General features: G+C 47.2%; 19 protein-coding genes. 7 read left to right on the top strand and 12 right to left on the bottom strand.

The genetic code is table 11. The features are described from left to right. The first annotated feature begins 10 nt into the window (after positions 1–10). A complete protein-coding gene (locus tag ACYVF1_RS06240; RefSeq protein ID WP_461076685.1) occupies positions 11–1,414 on the top strand; it encodes a hypothetical protein in 1,404 nt (467 codons plus the stop codon). A gap of 51 nt (positions 1,415–1,465) precedes the next feature. Here ACYVF1_RS06240 and ACYVF1_RS06235 read toward each other — a convergent pair whose 3' ends face one another. Then, positions 1,466–2,125 (bottom strand): hypothetical protein, encoded by a 660-nt coding sequence (locus tag ACYVF1_RS06235; RefSeq protein WP_461076683.1) that lies wholly within the window; start codon positions 2,123–2,125, stop codon positions 1,466–1,468. Positions 2,126–2,475: 350 nt separating this feature from the next. Then, the gene (gene mdh, locus ACYVF1_RS06230; protein WP_461076681.1) at positions 2,476–3,414 is read right to left on the bottom strand and encodes a malate dehydrogenase; all 939 of its coding nucleotides are present in this window, start codon (positions 3,412–3,414) and stop codon (positions 2,476–2,478) included. A gap of 193 nt (positions 3,415–3,607) precedes the next feature. Between mdh and ACYVF1_RS06225 the strand changes: the two genes are divergently transcribed. The 5 genes from ACYVF1_RS06225 (at position 3,608) to ruvA (ending at position 8,408) form a co-directional block, all read left to right on the top strand. Continuing rightward, positions 3,608–4,066 (top strand): YkvA family protein, encoded by a 459-nt coding sequence (locus ACYVF1_RS06225; protein WP_461076679.1) that lies wholly within the window; start codon positions 3,608–3,610, stop codon positions 4,064–4,066. 143 nt (positions 4,067–4,209) lie between these two features. Continuing rightward, entirely contained in the window at positions 4,210–4,416 is a 207-nt protein-coding gene (locus ACYVF1_RS06220) for a Sec-independent protein translocase subunit TatA/TatB (RefSeq protein WP_461076677.1), read from the top strand. A gap of 116 nt (positions 4,417–4,532) precedes the next feature. After that, positions 4,533–5,960, top strand: coding sequence for an Asp-tRNA(Asn)/Glu-tRNA(Gln) amidotransferase subunit GatA (gene gatA / locus ACYVF1_RS06215; protein WP_461077829.1), 1,428 nt, complete (start codon positions 4,533–4,535; stop codon positions 5,958–5,960). Between the two features lie 128 nt (positions 5,961–6,088). After that, positions 6,089–7,711, top strand: coding sequence for a lytic transglycosylase domain-containing protein (locus ACYVF1_RS06210; RefSeq protein WP_461076675.1), 1,623 nt, complete (start codon positions 6,089–6,091; stop codon positions 7,709–7,711). Positions 7,712–7,820: 109 nt separating this feature from the next. Further along, positions 7,821–8,408, top strand: a complete 588-nt coding sequence (gene ruvA / locus ACYVF1_RS06205) for a Holliday junction branch migration protein RuvA (RefSeq protein WP_461076673.1) — start codon at positions 7,821–7,823, stop codon at positions 8,406–8,408. Between the two features lie 72 nt (positions 8,409–8,480). On the opposite strand, the gene ACYVF1_RS06200 is transcribed toward ruvA, so the two are convergent. After that, the gene (locus tag ACYVF1_RS06200) at positions 8,481–10,718 is read right to left on the bottom strand and encodes a S9 family peptidase (protein WP_461076671.1); all 2,238 of its coding nucleotides are present in this window, start codon (positions 10,716–10,718) and stop codon (positions 8,481–8,483) included. Between the two features lie 161 nt (positions 10,719–10,879). Next, the gene (locus ACYVF1_RS06195; RefSeq protein WP_461076669.1) at positions 10,880–13,054 is read right to left on the bottom strand and encodes a tetratricopeptide repeat protein; all 2,175 of its coding nucleotides are present in this window, start codon (positions 13,052–13,054) and stop codon (positions 10,880–10,882) included. Positions 13,055–13,160: 106 nt separating this feature from the next. On the opposite strand from ACYVF1_RS06195, the gene ACYVF1_RS06190 reads away from it, so the two are divergent. Next, on the top strand, positions 13,161–14,036 hold the full coding sequence (locus ACYVF1_RS06190) for a DNA/RNA non-specific endonuclease (protein ID WP_461076667.1): 876 nt from the start codon (positions 13,161–13,163) through the stop codon (positions 14,034–14,036). 98 nt (positions 14,037–14,134) lie between these two features. Here ACYVF1_RS06190 and ACYVF1_RS06185 read toward each other — a convergent pair whose 3' ends face one another. The 8 genes from ACYVF1_RS06185 to gcvH form a co-directional block, all read right to left on the bottom strand. Then, entirely contained in the window at positions 14,135–15,220 is a 1,086-nt protein-coding gene (locus ACYVF1_RS06185) for a fatty acid desaturase family protein (RefSeq protein ID WP_461076665.1), read from the bottom strand. 141 nt (positions 15,221–15,361) lie between these two features. Continuing rightward, positions 15,362–16,258 (bottom strand): phosphogluconate dehydrogenase (NAD(+)-dependent, decarboxylating), encoded by an 897-nt coding sequence (gnd, locus tag ACYVF1_RS06180; protein WP_461076663.1) that lies wholly within the window; start codon positions 16,256–16,258, stop codon positions 15,362–15,364. A gap of 197 nt (positions 16,259–16,455) precedes the next feature. Further along, a complete protein-coding gene (locus ACYVF1_RS06175; RefSeq protein WP_461076661.1) occupies positions 16,456–16,824 on the bottom strand; it encodes a VanZ family protein in 369 nt (122 codons plus the stop codon). Continuing rightward, positions 16,821–17,546 (bottom strand): gliding motility-associated ABC transporter permease subunit GldF, encoded by a 726-nt coding sequence (gldF, locus tag ACYVF1_RS06170; RefSeq protein WP_461076659.1) that lies wholly within the window; start codon positions 17,544–17,546, stop codon positions 16,821–16,823. Before gldF ends, ACYVF1_RS06175 begins: the two co-directional genes overlap by 4 nt. Before the next feature lie 125 nt (positions 17,547–17,671). Further along, on the bottom strand, positions 17,672–18,193 hold the full coding sequence (locus ACYVF1_RS06165) for a DUF4199 domain-containing protein (RefSeq protein ID WP_461076657.1): 522 nt from the start codon (positions 18,191–18,193) through the stop codon (positions 17,672–17,674). A gap of 62 nt (positions 18,194–18,255) precedes the next feature. After that, the gene (locus tag ACYVF1_RS06160) at positions 18,256–18,807 is read right to left on the bottom strand and encodes a DUF4199 domain-containing protein (protein ID WP_461076655.1); all 552 of its coding nucleotides are present in this window, start codon (positions 18,805–18,807) and stop codon (positions 18,256–18,258) included. Further along, the gene (locus ACYVF1_RS06155; RefSeq protein ID WP_461076653.1) at positions 18,804–20,099 is read right to left on the bottom strand and encodes a dihydroorotase; all 1,296 of its coding nucleotides are present in this window, start codon (positions 20,097–20,099) and stop codon (positions 18,804–18,806) included. Before ACYVF1_RS06155 ends, ACYVF1_RS06160 begins: the two co-directional genes overlap by 4 nt. 97 nt (positions 20,100–20,196) lie before the next feature. Then, positions 20,197–20,580: a glycine cleavage system protein GcvH gene (gene gcvH / locus ACYVF1_RS06150; RefSeq protein WP_461076651.1), complete on the bottom strand. Its 384-nt coding sequence runs from the start codon at positions 20,578–20,580 to the stop codon at positions 20,197–20,199. Positions 20,581–20,589: the final 9 nt, after the last annotated feature.

Genomic DNA, 20,589 nt, shown 5'->3' with positions numbered 1-20,589 from the left:
GTAACTGGTTATGAAACGACTCTTTTTTGTCATTATTTACCTGAATGCCAGTCTCATGCTGGCTCAGTCACCCATTTCTCACACCGATACAACCCACACACAATCTAAATCCCTGTCTAACCCAGTCGCCGAGAAAAACGAACTGAAACTCAATCTCAATGAATCTGGCTCGCATTTTTTCAAGGTTACGTTTTTAAATCAGACCTGGCTTCGCTTCAACGAAAGCAATCCTGGAACAACCGTAATTAGCGAACCCAAGACGAATACGTTCGACATTGGTCTCCGCCGGACACGGATGCAGCTCTTCGGCCAACTCAGCGACCACGTTTTTTTGTACATGCAGTTTGGGTTAAACAACTTCAATTACCTCAACGGTGGTTTCAATCCCACGGCATCATCGAATCGCAAGATTCAGGCTTTTTTCCACGATGCGCTCGGTGAGTATCTGGTCTGGAAAAATAAAGATTATCTGAAAATCGGGGCTGGTTTGACCATTGTGAATGGTTTATCTCGGTTTTCGGCTCCCAGCGTCAGCTCGATTATGAGCCTGGATGTACCGGTTTTTGCACAAGCTACCGTCGACCAGACCGACGAATTTTCACGAAAACTGAGCTTATATGCGCGTGGTCAGATCGGCCATCTTGATTATCGAGTTGCCTTGAGTGATCCGTTTCCTATCCAGACAAGTGGCTCGGCATTGCCTGTTTATAGCCCTAACGCTATTTATGCCTTGAAAGGCCACCACAAGCAGTTTCAGGGCTTCTTTATATGGCAGTTTTTTGATAAAGAAGCCAACCAGACGCCGGGTTATAATACAGGAACGTATCTGGGTACAAAGAAAATTTTTAACCTGGAAGCGGGTTTCATTACCCAGAAAAACGCGATGGTGAGTGTACCGATGGCAGGTGACACTACGTATCAAAACATGAATTTATGGTCGGTTGCTACGTTCCTGGATATGCCCCTAAACAAAGCAAAAGGAACAGCGATCAATGCCTATCTGGGATATTTCCATACTGATTATGGCACCAACTACTTGCGCTTCAATGGCATTATGAATCCGGCTAGCGGTCTTGCATCGGGTTATCCGGCTGGCTCTCAGGGAAATGCCTTCCCGATGTTCGGAACGGGGAGCGTAGTATACACGCAATTTGGGTATCTGCTACGCCGGGATTTATTTGGTGCTGGTAATGGTACGTTGATGCCTTACATTCAGGCGCAGATTGCCAATTATCAACGTATTACTAAAACGCTAGGCGTTTACAATATTGGTGTCAATTACTTAATCAAAGGCCACAACGGCAAACTCACACTTGATTATCAGAATCGACCTATTTATCAAGCTTCCGGGAATCAATTTGCACCGGCAGGTCGACGGGGTCAGTTGACCTTACAGTATCAGGTATTTATTTAAATCGAGCGCTACTGCACTATGAATGTGTTGGGTGCAGTAGCGCTGAAACAATTAATTTCTAAAATCCCGGTCATATGGAAACTGTCGGGATGCTTTTCGCATAATAGTGGTAATAATGCTGCTAGTATCGCTACCAAATCCCCGCGAGAGCGATTTATCGTATTTCCAGAGCAAATCACCCGTTTTTCCGTCGTTAATATTGATGGTTGTTTTGCCCGTATTGGTAGCACCGCCGAAGCCAACCAGTGCCGTCATGGCAATAGCCGCACCGTTCGACATGGGTTGTGAGCTTTCGAACGTACCAGAAACTATACCATCCACGTTCAGGATTTTTGCAAGTTCTTCCGGCGTAAAACCGGCCAGCGTTTCATACGTAACGGCGTTACGTTCCAGCAGGGCGTTCGTGCGGGCGGGGTCCTGGAAATCGACAATAATGTCGTTGCTTTCTTTGCGCTTCAGAAAATAGGAGTGAACAGCACTCTGCACACCTAAACCTTCTCGTTTTTCGAGAGCTGCTACGCCAGCGGGACCACCATTTTTCTCGACTTCCTTCGGGCGAAGCTGCAGGGTAGTTTTAAATGGCAGAATGGCTAACATTTTGTGCTCTTTAGCCAACGAATTAAAATTAGGATTGGTGTAAATCTCGCGCGTCTGCGCCAAACTCATCGATAGTGCACTTAGTACAAAAACGGTAGTAAGCAGGGATTTCATAAAACTTTTTTGGTTATAAAAGATGGTGTAAAGGTGATAGCGAGTAGCTTTTCAAGCTAAGCTATTCGCCTTGAAACGACATTATAACTACTTGAATTGAGCAAATAAAGGGAAAAACCTGCTGTGGCGGTCTGTTTCTGAATCCTTTTTATTATACGTAGTAATCAATGAAATAACTTCTGAAAACACATCCATTTTTACTGATTTGTATACTAATGTTCATCTTCCTTTAAGTCTTTGCTATTTACCAAGCTTAAGGAAAGTCTTAACATAAAAAAGCTGGAAAAACGGCTCATGGCAGAATTTCCAGCTTCCCAAAAATGCGTTTTTATAATTAGAAAAACAGGAGCTTAAAGTACATTAAGCGTACTTAATACGTTGTTCATTCCCCGAACAGCATCAGCCGATTTGTTGAAAGCGGCCTGTTCCTCGTCATTCAGTTTATAATCGATGATTTCTTCCCAGCCATTACGTCCCAGTACTACCGGAACACCCAGGCAGATATCAGATTGGCCGTATTCGCCTTCCAGCAATACGCAGGATGGAATTACGCGCTTCTGATCGCGCAGAATGCTCTCAACCATATAGGCACCGGCCGCACCAGGAGCATACCAGGCCGACGTACCAATCAAGCCCGTCAACGTAGCACCACCTACCATCGTATCGGCAGCTACTTTTTTCAGCGTTTCTTCATCCAGAAAATTGCCTACTGGTACGCCCGCTTTGGTAGCCAGACGCGTCAGCGGAATCATCGTCGTATCGCCGTGACCGCCAATTACCGATGCCTGCAAATCGTTTGGCGAGCAGTTCATGGCCAGCGACAGGTACGTTTTGAAACGGGCCGAATCCAGCGCACCACCCAAACCAATCACCCGATTTTTGGGCAAACCCGACGATTTTAACGCCAGATACGTCATCGTATCCATTGGGTTCGAGATGATCACGAAAATGGTATCGGGCGAGTGTTTGAGGATGTTTTCTGTAACGCCTTTTACGATACCGGCATTGATACCGATCAGGTCTTCGCGGGTCATACCGGGCTTACGCGGCAAGCCCGACGTAATGACAACTACGTCAGAACCAGCGGTTTTCTCATAATCGTTAGTAGATCCAACCAATTTAACATCGCAGTCAAGCAGGGTCGATGCCTGAAGCATATCGAGCGATTTTCCTTCGCTGATACCTTCTTTGATATCTAAAAGAACAACTTCGTGGGCAAGTTCACGGCGGGCAATGTTATCGGCACAGGTGGCTCCAACAGCCCCGGCCCCAACTACAGTAACTTTCATACGGTATTCGGAATTAAAGGGTTAACAAGCGACCGCAAAAGTACGGCCCCAGTTCAAGACAAACCAATAACGAATGAATTAAAACTTATGATGATGTTCGTCGTTTATAGACTAATTAGTAGAAAAAATTGTTAGACATTCGCAACCATCTGCTTTGGTAGTCGTAGGCAGGTTGGTATCTACCTTAATATTGATGAAAAACAAGAGTCTTATATCCCGGATTTTGACGTCCATTTTCTTCAAGCGGGCTAGCGCGGGGGCCGTTGGCTACGCCCGCAATACCCGACGGTTATTTGAGCTGATTCGGGAAGCAATCGACAAAAGTGGCGGCTTATCGGGAGCCAATATTTCGGTTTTTCGGGAGCAATTGAGTATTGTAACCCGGCTGCTGAAAGCATACGCTTCGGGCCAGTATCGCGCTTTACCCTGGAAAACCTTAATCCGGGTGATTGCCGTGCTTATCTACTTTGTATCCCCCATCGATATTTTGCCTGACTTCCTGCCTATCGTTGGTATTAGCGATGATATTGCGCTGATGCTCTGGCTGTTCAGCGGAATAAAAGATGATATTGAGAAGTTCCGGGATTGGGAAAACGCTGGTAGTGTGACTAACTCAGCAGCCAGCCCAGTTCAGACAATTAAGCTTAGCTAAGATGTCTGATACGTAGCGAGTGACGCTTTTTTTGGTCATGCCCCCAAATTAAAAGGTGGTGAATTTAAAAATCGGAACTCGGAAATATTTCGTAATTAAGGTAAGTTTTTGTTAATTTTGCATACATTCAAATTCCAGAAATCATGGTTTCAGCAATTGTTTTGGGTTTTCTCGGCGGATTGGGTACAGGTGAAATGATCCTAATCTTTGCTTTGGTCGTTCTTCTTTTCGGAGCAAAAAAATTACCCGAACTCGCACGGGGCCTTGGCAAAGGCATTAGAGAGTTCAAAGACGCCACCAAAGACGTCCGCGAAAACATCGAAGAGGGTTTGAAAGAATCAGAGAAATAAGTCTTTTTTCATAAACAGACAATCAGGCGGCTCCATTGTGGAACCGCCTGATTGTCTGTTTATATCCGTTTGTGGTCTGGCGCTACGTAGTGGCCCACAAATATTCCCTATTGCTTGTGACCCTTTATCGTAACTTTTCTGCTATTCAGGCTGCTATCAACTCTGGCACGGTTACCTGCCGTCAATTGGTAGAGCAATACCTCACCCGCATTCAGGAACACCAGCATCTTAACGTTTTCACCGAAGTTTACGCCGACGAAGCCCGCCAGCAGGCCGACATTGTTGACCAGAAATTAGCATCTGGCACAGCTGGTCGGTTGGCCGGTATGGTCATTGGCATCAAAGACGTATTGAGCTACGCCGGACATGAGGTTAAGGCGGGTAGCCGGATTCTGGAAAACTTCACCGCGCAATACACAGCCACCGCCATTCAGCGGCTGCTCGACGAAGATATAATTATCATTGGTCGACAGAACTGTGATGAATTTGCGATGGGCTCCTCCAACGAAAATTCGGCTTTTGGACCGGTACGTAACGCTGCGGATCCTGACCGTGTACCCGGTGGTTCGAGCGGTGGTTCGGCAGTGGCCGTTCAGGCCGGACTTTGTTTAGCTAGCATTGGTTCTGATACGGGTGGTTCCGTTCGGCAGCCAGCCGCTTTTTGTGGCGTTGTTGGACTGAAACCAACTTATGGTCGAGTTAGCCGCTGGGGACTAATTGCTTACGCATCTTCCTTCGATTGCATCGGTCCTATTGCCAACACGCCCGAGGATACCGCTCTGTTGCTCGAAATCATGGCTGGCCCTGACGAATTTGACAGCACGGTATCGACACAACCCGTCGCTACGTACTCCACCGCTACCCTCCCTAACCGACCAATACGTATCGCCTACCTTCGCGATGGCGTAGAAAGTGAAGGTATTGATAAGACCATCCGGGAAGCTACTCAGCGCCAACTCGATACGTTAAAAGCCGCCGGTCACGTAGTAGAACCAGTAGACATGTCACTTTTAACATATTTACTTCCTACGTACTACATTCTGACCACGGCCGAAGCCTCTTCAAACCTGTCGCGTTTTGATGGAGTACGTTATGGGTACAGAAGTCGAGGGAACGGTACATCAACAATGGACCTTTTGACGTTGTATAAAAAAAGTCGGACAGAAGGCTTCGGTCCCGAAGTACGTCGGCGGATTCTGCTGGGTACGTTTGCCCTCAGTGCCAGCTATTATGACGCTTACTACACGAAAGCTCAGCAGGTACGTCAACTGATACGTCAGGAAACGGAGCGGCTTTTTACACAATACGATTTTCTGGTTTCGCCAACCACACCCACACCCGCATTTCGCCTGGGCGAAAAAACAAATGATCCGTTACAGATGTATCTGGCTGATATTTTTACAGTACAGGCCAATGTAATTGGATATCCCGCCATCTCGATTCCGAACGGAACCGACGAGAACGGATTGCCTATAGGCTTTCAAATTATGGCTCCGCCCTTCGCTGAAGGGAGTCTGGTAGCTTTGGCAAGAAAAATGATGTAAGTACCTCATTTGATTGAGTTTATCCTGTCTGTTTTCATTTTGAAATAGATAAAAACAGAAAATAGGCGGTATTACGTTGTCAACTCATCGACATCTGGCAATAGTCAATTAACACAAACGTAACATCTATGAACTATTTGAACTGTAGCCTGTTGAACGTGGGGCTGTTATGTGTGGGAGTGGGATTATCAATAGCAGGTCACGCGAGTCCAAGCCAAGGAGATCCAATCGGTGGCAGTTCAGTTGGGGGTAGCTCATATCGGTCAAATACTACAGCTCAAGCAGACAGTACGGTCCTAAAAAAAGATACGATTGCCGTTGTTCCGACCGTTCCAGATAGCTTGCTACGTGAACGGCTGGGGAAACTACAGAAAGATATACCGTTAAACTACCACAAAGCCGTACAGGCATACGTCGATTACTTTACGTTTCGTCGGGCGAGTTACACCCGCACTATGCTGGAACGTATGCCGCTTTTCTTCCCGCTTTACGAGCGAATGCTAGAAGAATACGGTCTGCCAGATGAGTTAAAATACCTTTCCATTGTTGAATCGGCGTTGAACCCACGCGCCATTTCGAGAGCTGGTGCTGGTGGTTTATGGCAAATTATGCCTGGCACTGGTCGCGATCTACGGCTTTATCAGGATGACTACGTCGATGAACGGATGGACCCGGTAAAAGCCACCGAAGCCGCCTGCAAATACCTCCGCGATTTATACAAAATCTTCGGCGATTGGGAGTTAGCGATGGCCGCTTACAACTGCGGGCCGGGTGCCGTAAAACGGGCTATGCGCCGATCAGGGGGTGATTCGTTTTATACGATCTACGATGCCTTACCAAAGGAAACACGTGGCTACGTTCCTCAGTTTGTGGCCTTTACTTATTTGATGAATCACGCGGAAGACCACGGCATCGTTGCTGAAAATTACGAACGTCCCATTCCGCACGATACGATTCAAGTTAGCGGTTATTTCAATCTGGAATCATTTGCCAAACACAGCACCATGCCGTTGGCCGATTTACAGAAGATGAATCCGGCCATTACAACCACAATTCTACCCAGCACGACAAGTCGGTATCCGCTACGTGTTCCTCGTCAGCAGTACGATTATTTTGCCAGTAATCGCCGGGCAATTCTGGATTCTGCCGGCCGAATGCCCGGTCGGATGGAGCACATTTTGCTGGCATCGGCCGAAGATATCCGATATGGTAATGATTCGGCTAAGTCGTGGGGCGCACTGAACCGTAACCCATTGGCCAATATCAGTCTGGAAGAGACACCTGCTATAGCGGAAAAAGTTGCTGTAGCAGCTGAATCTGACGACGAACCGGAAGAAGATCTGGAAACGGTGGTTATGCGGAAACCCCGGAAACAAACGTATCTGGTGCGGAGAGGTGATAATTTGGGCGATATTGCCGTTCGTTTCAACGTAGAGCTTTATGACCTGAAACGCTGGAATCACCTTCGTTCAACTCGAATTCAGCGTGGGCAAAGATTGGTTATTCTGAAAGAAGTAGCCGAGACACGCGCTGAGCGTTTAGCTGAGCAAGGCACAGCCAAAGGGCACAAAAAAGCAGCCTTAGTGGCCAAAACCAAACGTTATAAGCCACGTTATCACCGCGTTCAGGATGGTGATACGTTGTGGAACATTGCCCAGCGCTACGGCGGCATAACGATTGAGCGGCTAAAAAAAATGAACCATATTCGTAGCAATTCACTACGTCCCGGACAGAAATTGATTGTTGGCTAAACGTAGCGAAAAGCAAGTATTTACCCACGATTTTACTACCAAAAGTCGTGGGTTTTTCGTATCTTTATAGACTGTAACAACCTCAAAAACAAGCTTTTCCAGATCACGAATGATTGCTTATTTAGATGGAATTTTGTCATACAAGGAGCCTACGTATGCGATCATCGACGTACATGGCGTAGGTTACGCTGTTCATATTTCGCTGCAAACGTATACGGCACTTCCCGGTGGTGGCGACCGTATAAAATTATTTATTCATCACCTGTTTCGGGAAGACAATCAGGCGCTTTATGGCTTCGCTCATGCCGATGAAAAAACCCTTTTTCTGGATTTGATTGGCGTATCAGGTGTTGGTCCAAATACGGCCTTGGGTATGCTTTCGGCTATGCAACCCGGCGATCTTCGTCTGGCGATTCTAGGCGAGAACGTTCGTGCCGTACAAGCGATCAAAGGCATCGGTGCCAAAACCGCCCAACGTATCATTCTTGAACTGCGCGACAAGATGAAACGCGCGGGCGTTGTTCCAGATGGGCCAACGTACCGTCAGCAGACAGCAAACCCTGTCCGTGAAGAATCGCTGGCGGCATTGATGGCCTTAGGTTTCCCTAAAGCAACTGCCGAGAAGAGCGTGGACGACGCGCTGAAAGCCGAGCCAAACCTGACCGTAGAAGAAGTGATTCGACGGGCGTTACGTTAGCCCTTCTGAAATCAAAATGCCGGTTTTATGATGATACGTCATCATAAAACCGGCATTCATTTTACTTCCTTTTTAGTTTGCCTCAGGTGTGCCTTTCAGATTCGTTTCCAGATACGTAGTGTATTGCTGATACAGCAAAAGTTGCGTAGCTGCGCTATATGCAACGCCATGCGCACCGGGCGGATAAATTCGTAAGTCGGCATCTTTTCCAGCATCTTCCAGCGCGTTCATAAGCTGGAATGTGTTACGGACGTGTACGTTCTCATCCATCGTTGAGTGGGCTATGAACATTTTGCCCGCCAGATTTTTCGCGTAGGGCGATACGGCGCTGATTTTGTACTTCTCATCATTTTCAGGAAGCAGGCCCATATATCGTTCCGTATAGATGGAATCGTAAAGCCTCCAGTCGGTTACGGGAGCGCCAACCAGTGAAACTTTGAAAACGCCAGGGTGCGTAAGCATCGTATAGCTGCTGGTATAGCCGCCGTAGCTATGCCCCCGAATCGCCATCCGACTAGCATCAATCCAGGGTTGTTTAGCTAGCCAGGCAGCTGTTTCGGCAAAATCCATGCTTTCGTATTTACCTAATTTCTCGTAAACCACCTTTTCAAAGTCGCGGCCATACCCTCCACTTCCGCGATTATTTACGCTTACTACTACGTACCCATTTTGAGCCAGCCATTGATGCCATCCTACTGCTGACCATTCATTATAAACCGATTGCGCGCCCGGCCCACCGTAAATATCCATAACCATAGGATACTTATGGCTAGGATCAAAATCCAGCGGTCTGATAATTGATATATCGATAGGCTGCCCGTCTGACGTAGTAAAACGAGTCAGCTCTTTGTGGGCGAAACCATGGTTTGCTACGTAATCTGATACTTTCTGATTGGTTTCAAGCGCCTTGATGAGCTGCCCTTTTATATCGCGCAACTCAACCTGCGTGGGCGTCGATACGTTGGAATACTTGTCGATAAAATACTGTCCATTAGGCGAAAAGTTAACTGTATGCCGACCTGGTATTGTTGTGAGCCGGCGTTTGTTTTTACCGTCGGTATCGACTACAAAGAGCTGCCGTTCCAGGGGCGAGGCTTCGGTCGAGGTAAAATAAACTTTCTTCGCTTTTGGGTCTATGTGATGCAAAAATGTGACTTCCCACTTCCCACTAGTGACCGCGTTCAGCAGTTTGCCCGAATAATCATAGCGGTACAGATGTGCGTATCCATCGCGTTCTGAAACCCAGTAAAACTCCTGCACTCCCGCCGGGAAATAAAGCAGGTGATTTATACCCGCAAAAAAATCAAATACGTCGATCCAGGCATTTGATTTCTCTTCCATCACCTGCTTTGCTTCCCCAGTGCGTGCGTTGGTCATGAACAGGCGAAGATGGTTTTGCTTCCGATTGAGATGCATCAGCGCGAGTTGGCCTTCCTGCGTGGTCCAATAGATGCGAGGAACATAGCCATCGCCCAGATCAACGTTCATCCAGTTTTTTTTCTGGTTGGCAATCTCGATTACGCCAATACGTACCGTTGGGTTTTGATCGCCAACGCGTGGATAAGGTAACGAATCAAATTTTTCATCGAAACCCTTGTAATCCGTCATTTTATAAATTGGCACTTTTCGCTCGTCCGACTGCCAGAAAGCAATAAACTTACTATCGGGCGACCAATCCCAGGCTTGTGCTAAACCAAACTCTTCTTCGTAGGCCCAGCCAAAGCGACCATTGTAAAATGCTGGTTTCGCATCGTCGGTGAGTTGGGTTTCTTTTTGTGTCGCAAAATCAAATACAAACATATTACCGCCCCGCTCATAGCCTATTTTCTGTCCGTCGGGCGATAGTTCAGCCGTCTGCGCGTCTTTTGCAACGAGTTTCAAGGCTTTGTCGGCAACTGAGTAGACATAGTAATCTGAAACACCTGAACGACGGTAAACAGGTCGAAAGTTGGTTTGAAACAGAATATTCTTTGAATCCTTCGACCATTGGAATGAGCCGTATGAAAACGACTTATCGGAATTCGGAAATTTCAACTGGCTTCCGTCGAAAACTATTTCTTCTTTCTGGTCTTTTGGCGACAGCGTTTTGATAGTATTCTGACCATCGATGAACGAAAATTTATTACCGCCATCGATCCAGTTAACCGAACGAGGCCCCTGCGAGCCACTCAACTGTCCGCCCGAAAAGACAGCCTGTTGAAGATTCGCATAACGTTGTTTCGATTGAGCCTGGGCAATTTGGGAAGCGAAAATCCAGCCGAGCGAAAGTAAAATGGCCGAAAACCGTCTGGTTATAAGGCGAGTGTTCATGTACGAAGTGCTTGGTTAAGAACTCAAATTTACGGCTAAAAACCGGTTGATAAACTGCCTGGATTTAGCCATTTAGACGACAAAACCAAAAAGTCCACCCCTGATTCAGAGACGGACTTTTTGAAGCTAACGTGACGCGGTTTTGCCCAACGTTACTACGTTTAATACTTATTGATAACTGAATCTGGCATGATTTTGACATCAATACCCGTTGCTTTCATTAAACTGGCCCGGTTATTCTGACCGTCTACATAAGCTGGATTCACAACCATCGACCGATTGTAGTAATAGGAAGCCAGTTCCAGCTTTTGCCGATTGTTCTGCGCAAACCCTTCGCTCTGGTAAATAACCCCCAGATTATTGTAAGCAGGAGCGTATGCATTGGCGGCCCGGATGGTTTGCTTATAGTAATGTTTGGCAGAATCGACGTTTGGCGTAATTTTTTGAAAAACATAAGCCATCGAGAAATAAGCCTCTCCAAAATTGGGGTAAATGCGGGTCGACTCCTGCAAATGGTCAAGCGCCCAACGTCCGTGCTTGTTTGCGTGCGCAATATTGGTATCAATCAACGCCTGTGCCTTCTTGATCTGGTCGGGCGTCGGCTTTGGCTTGAGCGCATTGGTGGCATTGGCAATCGAGTCGGCCTTAGTACGGTCTTTCAAACCTTTTTCGATCCACTCATTCGCTACGTGCCGTTGTACCTGACAGCTATTCGGCGCATAAGGCAAGGCCGAATTAAACAGGATAAAATTATTTTTCCAGTCCGGGTTTCGCTCAATGGTTTTAAATGAATACAAGCCACCAACCACGGCCATAAGTCCTAACAAGGGAGCGTAACGTACCAACATCGGCTTCGACGTAGCGTCAGCATCGGTTTTAATCAACAGTTTCTGCAGGGCCCAGATTAACACAAAGCCCAATCCCATTACAGCAGCATACGCAAAACGTTCAGCGAAAATACCGCCCCGTATCCAGATGAAGCCCAAGCCAGGAGCCATCGTCACGAAGAACCAGAATATCCCAAAGCCCCAGAGCGTCCGTTTCACGAAACCTTTCCAAGCGAACCATATCAGCGCAAGGAACGAGAAAAAGCCTGCCCAAGTGAGTAAATCACCTTTGCCACCCGATGGAATAACGTTGTATGAATAATCGTACACCAGCGGATGCGGGAAGATCAGCAGGCGGATATAATACATCAGAAACTTAAACATGGTCGATTTCTGCGTCTTCTCAATGGCATATGGATAGTTAGCCCAGTCAACCGGAGGTGCACCGCTGAGAGTACCAATCATTTTCTGCTTTTGGTAGAAAAATAGCGCAGCAACCACCAAAAACGGCCATAGACTAATCATTGATTGCCAGATGTTACGTCTTGCGAACCAGTATTGCATTGCCGGAATCAGGGCCAGACTAACAATGGATGATTCTTTTGACAGGAAAGCAAAATAAAGCGAAGCACAGGCCAGTCCAAGCCAGCTTCCCGACAAAGCCCCCATAATCAGAACGCCTAAAACACCGCCAACCGTACTACCCAACGTATTGACCATCAAACTACTGCCAATAACCCAGCCAGCAACAATCGAAAACAAGCCCATCAAACCACCCAGGGCCCAATCGGCAGCAGGTCCTTTGAACCAGAACTGCGATTTGGCTTCCAGATGCTTCCAATACGTTAAGAGCATCAGAGAGATGAACAGAAAGCTCAGAATTTCGTCGCGGCCTTTGATGTTGGCAACAATTTCAGTGTGAAGCGGGTGAGCGATGAAAACCAGGCCGATCAGAAAGGCAATAATCACCTGACCTGAGAGCCATTTCTGCAACAATATTCCGATCACTACGCCCGTAAGTCCATATAAGCCAGCATTAATCATGTGGCTGATATTCGGATTGTCTTTAAAGTATTCCTGCTCCATTGCGAACGTAATGAGCGAGAGCGGACGGTAATACCCCAGCGAAATATTACTAAAGTGCCAGAATTCGGTACGTAGCAGATCAGGAATACCGGCTAATCCTTTTTTCACGAACAGGTTTTGCCCAACGGCGGCAATATCATCCAGCGCATACATGTGCCCAAACGTATTGACATACAGTAAAACACCCAGCAAGCCTAATACGGCAACTGGCCACCAAGCGACTGGCCGTCTGTCAATCGGCAGATCAGACGTAGCAGCAGGCGGGGTTGGTTTAGGGGGTGTTGACGTTGGACGTACCGGTGGTCGCTGAGCCGTTTCGACGGAGCGGGAAGCAGCTGGCCGAACTGGCGTACTGGTGGGTTGAACAGGTTTGGGAGTCACCGGGCGTGATGAATCATAACCCGATTGCTTTTTTTTAGCCATAACAGCAGATAACTCGTCGTTTAAAATGAATTTGATTCGTTCCTACGTTGCTTGAGTAGTCTAAGGAGAGAATCACTACATTTATGGATTGTAAAGTTCCGTAAGAATGTCAGCAAAATCAATTAAAGTGTATCATCAAATCAAAACATTTCTGATTGTTTTCGGGTTTGCCTGGTTTATATCAGGTTGTCGGGCTATAAAACCAGCTTCGACAACTACCGAACTCAGCCGTACCGACAACATTGCGCTGGGCAATCCAAGCGGTGCTTCGATTCAGAATCCAGATAACTATCTCATTAGTCGGTCGCAGTACGTCCTGTCGTATAATCGCAGCCGAGGCATTGCCAATTGGGTGAGTTGGCATCTGAGCCCGTCCTGGAAAGGCGACAGCCGACGTACCAACGATTTCAAACCCGACCCGGCCATACCCTCTGGCTGGTATGCTGTCCGCACTTCCGATTACACCAATACTGGCTTCGACCGGGGCCATCTCTGCCCCTCTGATGACCGTGATGCAACGCCTGAAGATAATTCCGCTACATTTCTCCTAACCAACATCGTGCCACAAGCCCCGCGGCATAACCGGGAAGTCTGGAAAAGTTTAGAAGATTACGAACGAGAGTTAATGCTTGGTGGTAATGATGTGTATATTATTGCGGGTGTTTCGGGCACAGGTGGCACAGGCCAGAATGGTTACGCTACTACGCTGGCGGGCGGCAAACTGACTGTTCCGGCAACGCTCTGGAAAATACTAATTGTTATTCCAGCCAGTTCGGGCGCTACGTTCCAGGTTACAGAAAACACGCGACTGATTGCCGTAAACATCCCAAACGAACAATCGGCTGCTGACAAACCCTGGCGAGCTTACCTCACCAGCGTCGATAACTTGGAGACGCTTACTGGTTACGATTTCCTATCTAACGTATCAATCGCTATTCAACGTATCATCGAAGCCCGAATTGATGGCGGGAGTGTGAATTAGTTTGCTGTTGTTTGATAAACGACGGTTTTTCACAACGTAGCGACCAAACAAATAGCATTGTTGTTTGGTCGCTACGTTGTGAAAAACCGTAAACAGGACTACGCTGCAATGACTGCTGCTTCGGGTAGGGTTGCTACGTTGGTTTGCATGACGATACGTTGCGTACGTCGACGTAGTAAGGCAATGGCTTCGTTTTCGTCGGCAAAGGCTCCATTTATATTCACCATATACTTAGCCAAGGTATCGTAACGCTTACGCATCAGCAGAAAGAAAATTTGCAGGAAATCCAGCCCATCGAAAACAACAGCTTGGTTTTGTGCGTATTTATCAATCGTTTTCAGAAAGAAACCGGGATGTTCAGTCCAGTGCATAGCCGGACGAATGTGGTGGCTAATGTGGTAGCCATCGTTCCAGCATTTCTTGTTATACTTCACATTAATACACGTAATGCTGTTTTTGTAGGCATTACCCGGATCTTCAAAATCGACAAAGGAGTGCTGTGTCCAGTTACCTAGCATCGTGATCAGTCGAAAAATGACTAGAGGAAGGAGAAAAACCAGTACAGTAGCCACCCAGTTCACGTAAAGCAATCCTATGGCAACAATACCGAAGATAATCTCGCCAGTGAGGGCACGGGTAGCTAGTTTGGGGCGATTTTTAGTACGCAGATACGTCAGCAAATTGCGAACGCCTACTACGAAGAACCGGCCAAAATAAGCCAGAAAACTCCGGAAACTATCGCGCTGGAATGCCATCGTACTGCTGTCGTCATCTTCCAGATTATTCTCGGGATGGTGCATGCCGATGTGGTGGCTGTAGTACGTCTCAGGTGTATGGCCAAAAAACGGGGCAACGATCCAAGGCAGGTATTTATTCATCCAGTCGTATTCGGATTTGAAAAACTGCCGGTGGCTCGTGCAATGCAACATCAGCCCAAACGGGCCTTTGAAGTGAAAATTACTAAATCCGAAGTGTACCGCAACCACAGTCCACCAAAGCCAGCCCGTTACAAAGGGCATGAACAGAAGGATGCTCAGCGGAATCAGAATGAACGTTATACGAAGTGTAAGATAAATGAAAGGAAGGTCGCGTTCGTCTTTAATGAACTGGAGAAAGAACTTGTCGAATCGATTGTAAGTCCCTGGGGTGAACGTGGGGTCCTGAATGGGGCCTAATACCTTCATGTATGTTACGGCAGTTAAAGGTTAAAAAAAAGATTCGGCAAGTCTCGATTTCGTTTTGGACAACAATCGAAACTGCCGAACCTTCTGTAATACTAACGATTTTTTTTTAATAACATTTAAACCAATCTTGATTCGCCTTGATTATTTTTTCTCAACGGCATGACCACCAAATTCGTTACGTAATGCCGCGACCACTTTACCAGTGAACGTATCGTCTTGAAGCGAACGATAACGCATAAGCAGCGAAAGAGCAATAACTGGGGTCGGAACGCCTAAATCAAGTGCCGTTTCGAGCGTCCATTTTCCTTCGCCTGATGAGAACATCTTTCCTTTAATTGACTCCAGCTTGGGATCTTTACTAAATGCGTTTTCGGTCAGTTCCATCAACCAGCTACGTATCACCGAACCGTGATTCCACATCTTGGCCGTAGCTTCGAAGTTTACGGGAAACTGACTTTTTTCGAGCACTTCAAATCCTTCAGCAATGGCCTGCATCATGCCATACTCTATACCGTTGTGAACCATTTTGGTGAAGTGTCCACTACCAGCAGGACCCGTGTAGAGATAACCGTCTTCAACCGAAACATCATTGAAAACGCCGTGTAGTGGCTCAATGACGTCAGCATCTCCACCAACCATCGTACAGGCGCCGTTCCGCGCACCGCTGATGCCGCCACTTGTGCCGCAGTCCAGGAATCCGATACCTTTCTGCTTCAGGTACTCATGCCGACGTACTGAATCTTTATAATGCGAGTTACCGCCATCAATCACTACGTCGCCGGGCTGCATAAAGGCCAGCAGTTGCTCGATTACGTTATCAACCAGCGGACCTGCCGGAATCATCAGCCAGAGTACGCGCTTTTCGGGCAACGCTTTGTATAGTCCTTCGAGGGAGTTTTCGCCTTTCGCTCCCTCCTGCCCGATTGCCTCAACTAAATCGGGGTTGATGTCATAGCCAACAACCGTGTGGCCGTGCTCTACCAAGTTAGCGACGAGGTTATACCCCATCTTACCTAATCCTATGAATCCGATATGCATCTTAATCCGTGATTTAAGCGGTCAAATTGGGAAATTTTCCCGAATCTTTTTAAGCAGTGAATTTAAATTGTCATTAATAGTCACTGATGATTAAAAGCTGCCATTTTTCGTCTGTTACTGGTTTCACAGTATAAGAATACTGACTCCAAATGACATCGGTATCTATCAGTGGCGTTTTAGTACCGGGCCGTAAAACCTTAGGCAATAATATATTTCGTCACTAACCAGGCTAAAAACACGCCCAGCACGGCACCAATGCTATCGGCCAGCAGGTCGAGCCAATCGGCGCTGCGGTTAATGGGCAATACGTATTGCATTACTTCAATAAAGGCCCCAAAAAAAATACCGACAACAAGGACGACGGGTAATGAATAACCAGCGCGTTGCCACAGGAATGCGAACAAAACAAAAATGGCGACATGCATCGCTTTATCGCTCACGGTCAACAACGTACTGGGAAGTTCCTGGTGTGGCGTCAGGCATCCCCAAAGCATCACCACGGTCCAGACAATAGCCAGCCAGCGCATAAGCACTACGTCGTTCAGGCGTTCTATCAGATATTTCATTTTTGTTTAGTTAACTGTTGAACAGTCAATACCTGAAAAAAGACGATCAAACTTATAAGATAAATTAGATTACGGGAATCAATAACCCCTCGACCCAAGGCCCGATATTGTTCATCCAGTGCTATCAGCGATAAATAATAAGACAAACCTCCTGCAAACGACAATCCGGCCAGCGAACTCAGGCCAGCGTATAAAAGAAAGCAGAAGAAAACGCCCAGCACAAAGGCTACGACCTGGTTATCGTTGAGTGACGAGGCCCACAGTCCAATTGCCACAAAAACGCCACCGAGCAGCACCAAGCCAATGTAAGAGCCAAATACACCCGCCGAGTCGATATTGCCTACCGGCGAACCAAGTTGATACAACGTAACGTAGTAGAGTAATGTTGGTAAAAGCGTCAGAATAACCAACAGCCAGCTCGCCAGAAACTTCCCTTCCACTACGGCCCATCGGCTTACGGGCTTTGTCAGCAGCCATTCCAGCGTTCCCGCCCGTATTTCGTCAGCAATGGATCGCATGGTGATGGCCGGTGCCAGAAACAGCATAACGAAAGGCGTGACGTTAAAAAACGTACCCAGGTCGGCATAGCCGTTCTCCAGCAGACTCGTATCAGGAAATACCCAGAGCAATAAACCTACCACCGTCAGAAACACCCCCATGATGATGTAGGCGATGGGCGACGAGAAAAATTGATTGACTTCTTTGCGAAAAACAGCCAGCACGCGGAAAGGAGAGTTGTATGTTTCGGTCTTTTAGAAAATGAATAAAGCAAAATGGATAACTAATTATTGCTAGCCGATACTTAATGACGAGCCCATCCATTTTTCATTTTATTCAATGCTCCATTTTATTCAAACGGATTGTTCTTGTTTCGGCGTATGAATGCAGCGATAATCACCGAAAAAACGACACCTAACAGAGCCGTTCCAATTACCCCAAAAACAAACAGGAATCCGGGACTTTGAAATTTTTCCATTATTCCAATTGCCCGATCAATGTCTTCATCCGACATAGTGCCCTCGTCTTCTAACCGCTCCCGGGCTTTTTCGGCGACCCGCTGCATTAATCCCGAGTCAATTATAGTCATATAAAACACCGAAAACAGGCTGGAAATCAGGCCTCCAACAGCCGCCGTCAGCGTACCTGAAGTAAACCCTTCTCCATACGACATATATCCCCCATTCCGCTTCCGAAAGTCCCGCATAGCCAGTATACTGGCTATGATGATAAGGCCGTACGTGACAAAACCTGCCCAGGGACTATTTACGAGATCGACCGTGAACGTAATGGTAGAGTAAATAATTAATCCGATACCCAAAATGAGTCCCCATTTTAGGGCAATACGTGTTGGGGTAATTTGTTCGTTCATACGTTTTTAGGCGCTACGTTCGCATTAATTATTTACCTGAAAATCAAATTATTGCAATTACTCTACTGCAATACGCTGTAATCCTGCTTGCGAAAAATGAGCGAAATAATTAGTACTGGTAATACGGCCAGTGCTGTTTTTTTGGTCAACTCGTCGGGAATCAGGACAGAGGGTTTCATATTGACTGTTTTTGTCCATTGCTCCGTGAATGTTTCTGGTCCGAACTGATCGGTGAGCTGTTTTTTACCTTCCAGCAGTAGCTTTTTTGAATTCACTATGTATTCAGCAAACACGCCGGGGTCAATTTGAGTCACAAAGAAATAGATGAGCCAGCCCGTCACCAGAGCAGCCATCGTATTGAGTACATAACCAATGGTTAAACCTTCCCAAAAATGCAGTCGACCGTGGCCGATGTTTTTGCGGTAATACCAGACCGTAGCGACCATCACAATAATATGGATACCATAATCAAGCACCCGGATGTTGCCCAGTGGAGGAATGTCGAGGGCGTATAAACCCAGAAAATAAAGAAAACACAGCACACCCGTCATCAACCCCGCCAGCAGCGGAAATTTCAACAGTGGGTGACTGAAATACTCAATAATACTTTTCATATAGCAGAATTATATTGTCCCCGATAACTAGTACCCAATACGCGCCCGGTGAACGTCTGGCCGAAAAATGGCGAATTTTTCGATTTCGAAAGCGTCCGTTCATACGTCCAGCTACGAGAAGGCTGAAACAGGGTCAGATTGGCCGGTTGGCCTTCGGCAATAGTAACGGACGGTAGTCGAAGAATCTGCCGGGGACGTATCGATAGTTTATCGATGAGCTGATTTAACGACAAGCCCCGGTTGTGACTCATAACGGCGGCAAAAACGGTTTCGAGACCAATTATTCCAAAATCCGCTACGTCGAATTCAACATTTTTGCTTTCGGCATCCTGCGGTGTATGGTCCGACACGATAGCGTCGATAGTGCCATCCGCTAAGCCAGCCCATAAACCTGCTACGTCCTCTGGAGACCGAAACGGCGGGTTCACTTTTAAACTCGTATCAAAACCCGCCAACGACGTATCATCGAACACAAGCTGGTGTGCTGCTACGTCGCAGCTCACAGGTAGCCCCTTTGCTTTCGCCTGCCGGATTAGCTCCACGGAACGGGCCGTAGAAATGGTTGAAAAGTGAAGCGCCGGGGCCTCGCCCCCCTGCCCTACTCCCTCTGCCCCTATTACGTACTCCAGCAGGCGCAGATCACGCTCAATCATCAGCTCTTCGGCCAGTGCGGGCATACCTTTCAGGCCAAGCAATGTACTTTGGATACCTTCATGCATTTGGCCGAAACGCGTCAGTAAAACTTCTTCGGCCCGGTTCATTAGCAGCCCGTTGATGGGTTGCAGGTATTGCAGCGTTTTAAGCAGTAAATCAGGGTTCTGGATTGGGTGATGGCCATCCGAAAACGCAACGGCGCCGGCATGGTGCAGATCCAGCATTTCGGTAAAATCTTCACCATCCGCTTTTTTCGTCACGGCCGCCACTACGTGTACACGTACCGGTTGCCCTTCGGCCATGCGCTGAACGTAGCCCAGCGTTCCTTTCGCATCGATAACAGGATACGTATTGGGTAATACCGCAATGTCCGTAAAGCCACCGGCTGCGGCTGCCCGACAAACACTGGTTATATCTTCTTTGTGCTCAAAACCGGGGTCTTGCGCCGATACCCGTAAGTCGACCCAGCCGGGCGATACGTGCAGATCATCAGCTTCAATTACCTGTGTATTCGCTTCAGCGGTCAGGTTTTTCCCAATCTGGCGAATCAGGCCATTGTCAATTAATAAATCAACCGTCTGGCCATCAAACGGCGTTGCAGCATCAATTACACGGGCCGAACGTATCAGGATTTGCATAGTCAACACCCCAAACTCTTCTGAATTAGTGGAATTGGGTTGATATAGTTCACAAAAAAGGCCCCTCTCGGAGCCTTCTGGTTCAATAAATTATCTATCAGGCACCGACCAGTTCCTTGTACGTATCGGCGGTCAATAAGCCACTAACCTGACCTGCGTCAGACGGTTTCAGTCGGATAATCCAGCCTTCGCCGTAAGGGTCGCTGTTGAGCAATTCGGGCGACTTTTCGACTGCAGGATTGAGCTCAACTACTTCACCATCAATGGGCAAAAACAAATCAGATACGGTTTTCACAGCTTCTACAGCGCCAAACACTTCACCCTTGCTGAGCGATTGTCCAACCGTATTGACATCAATAAAAATTATATCGCCTAATTCATGCTGGGCGAACTCGGTAATGCCAATCACTGCCGTACCGTCTTCGTCTACCCGAATCCATTCGTGGTCTTCCGTGTAACTCAGCTCTGCGGGAAAATTCATTGTCGATGA

The sequence above is a fragment of the Spirosoma flavus genome (assembly GCF_054778555.1).
This window is presented reverse-complemented; position numbering and strand designations above follow the sequence as displayed.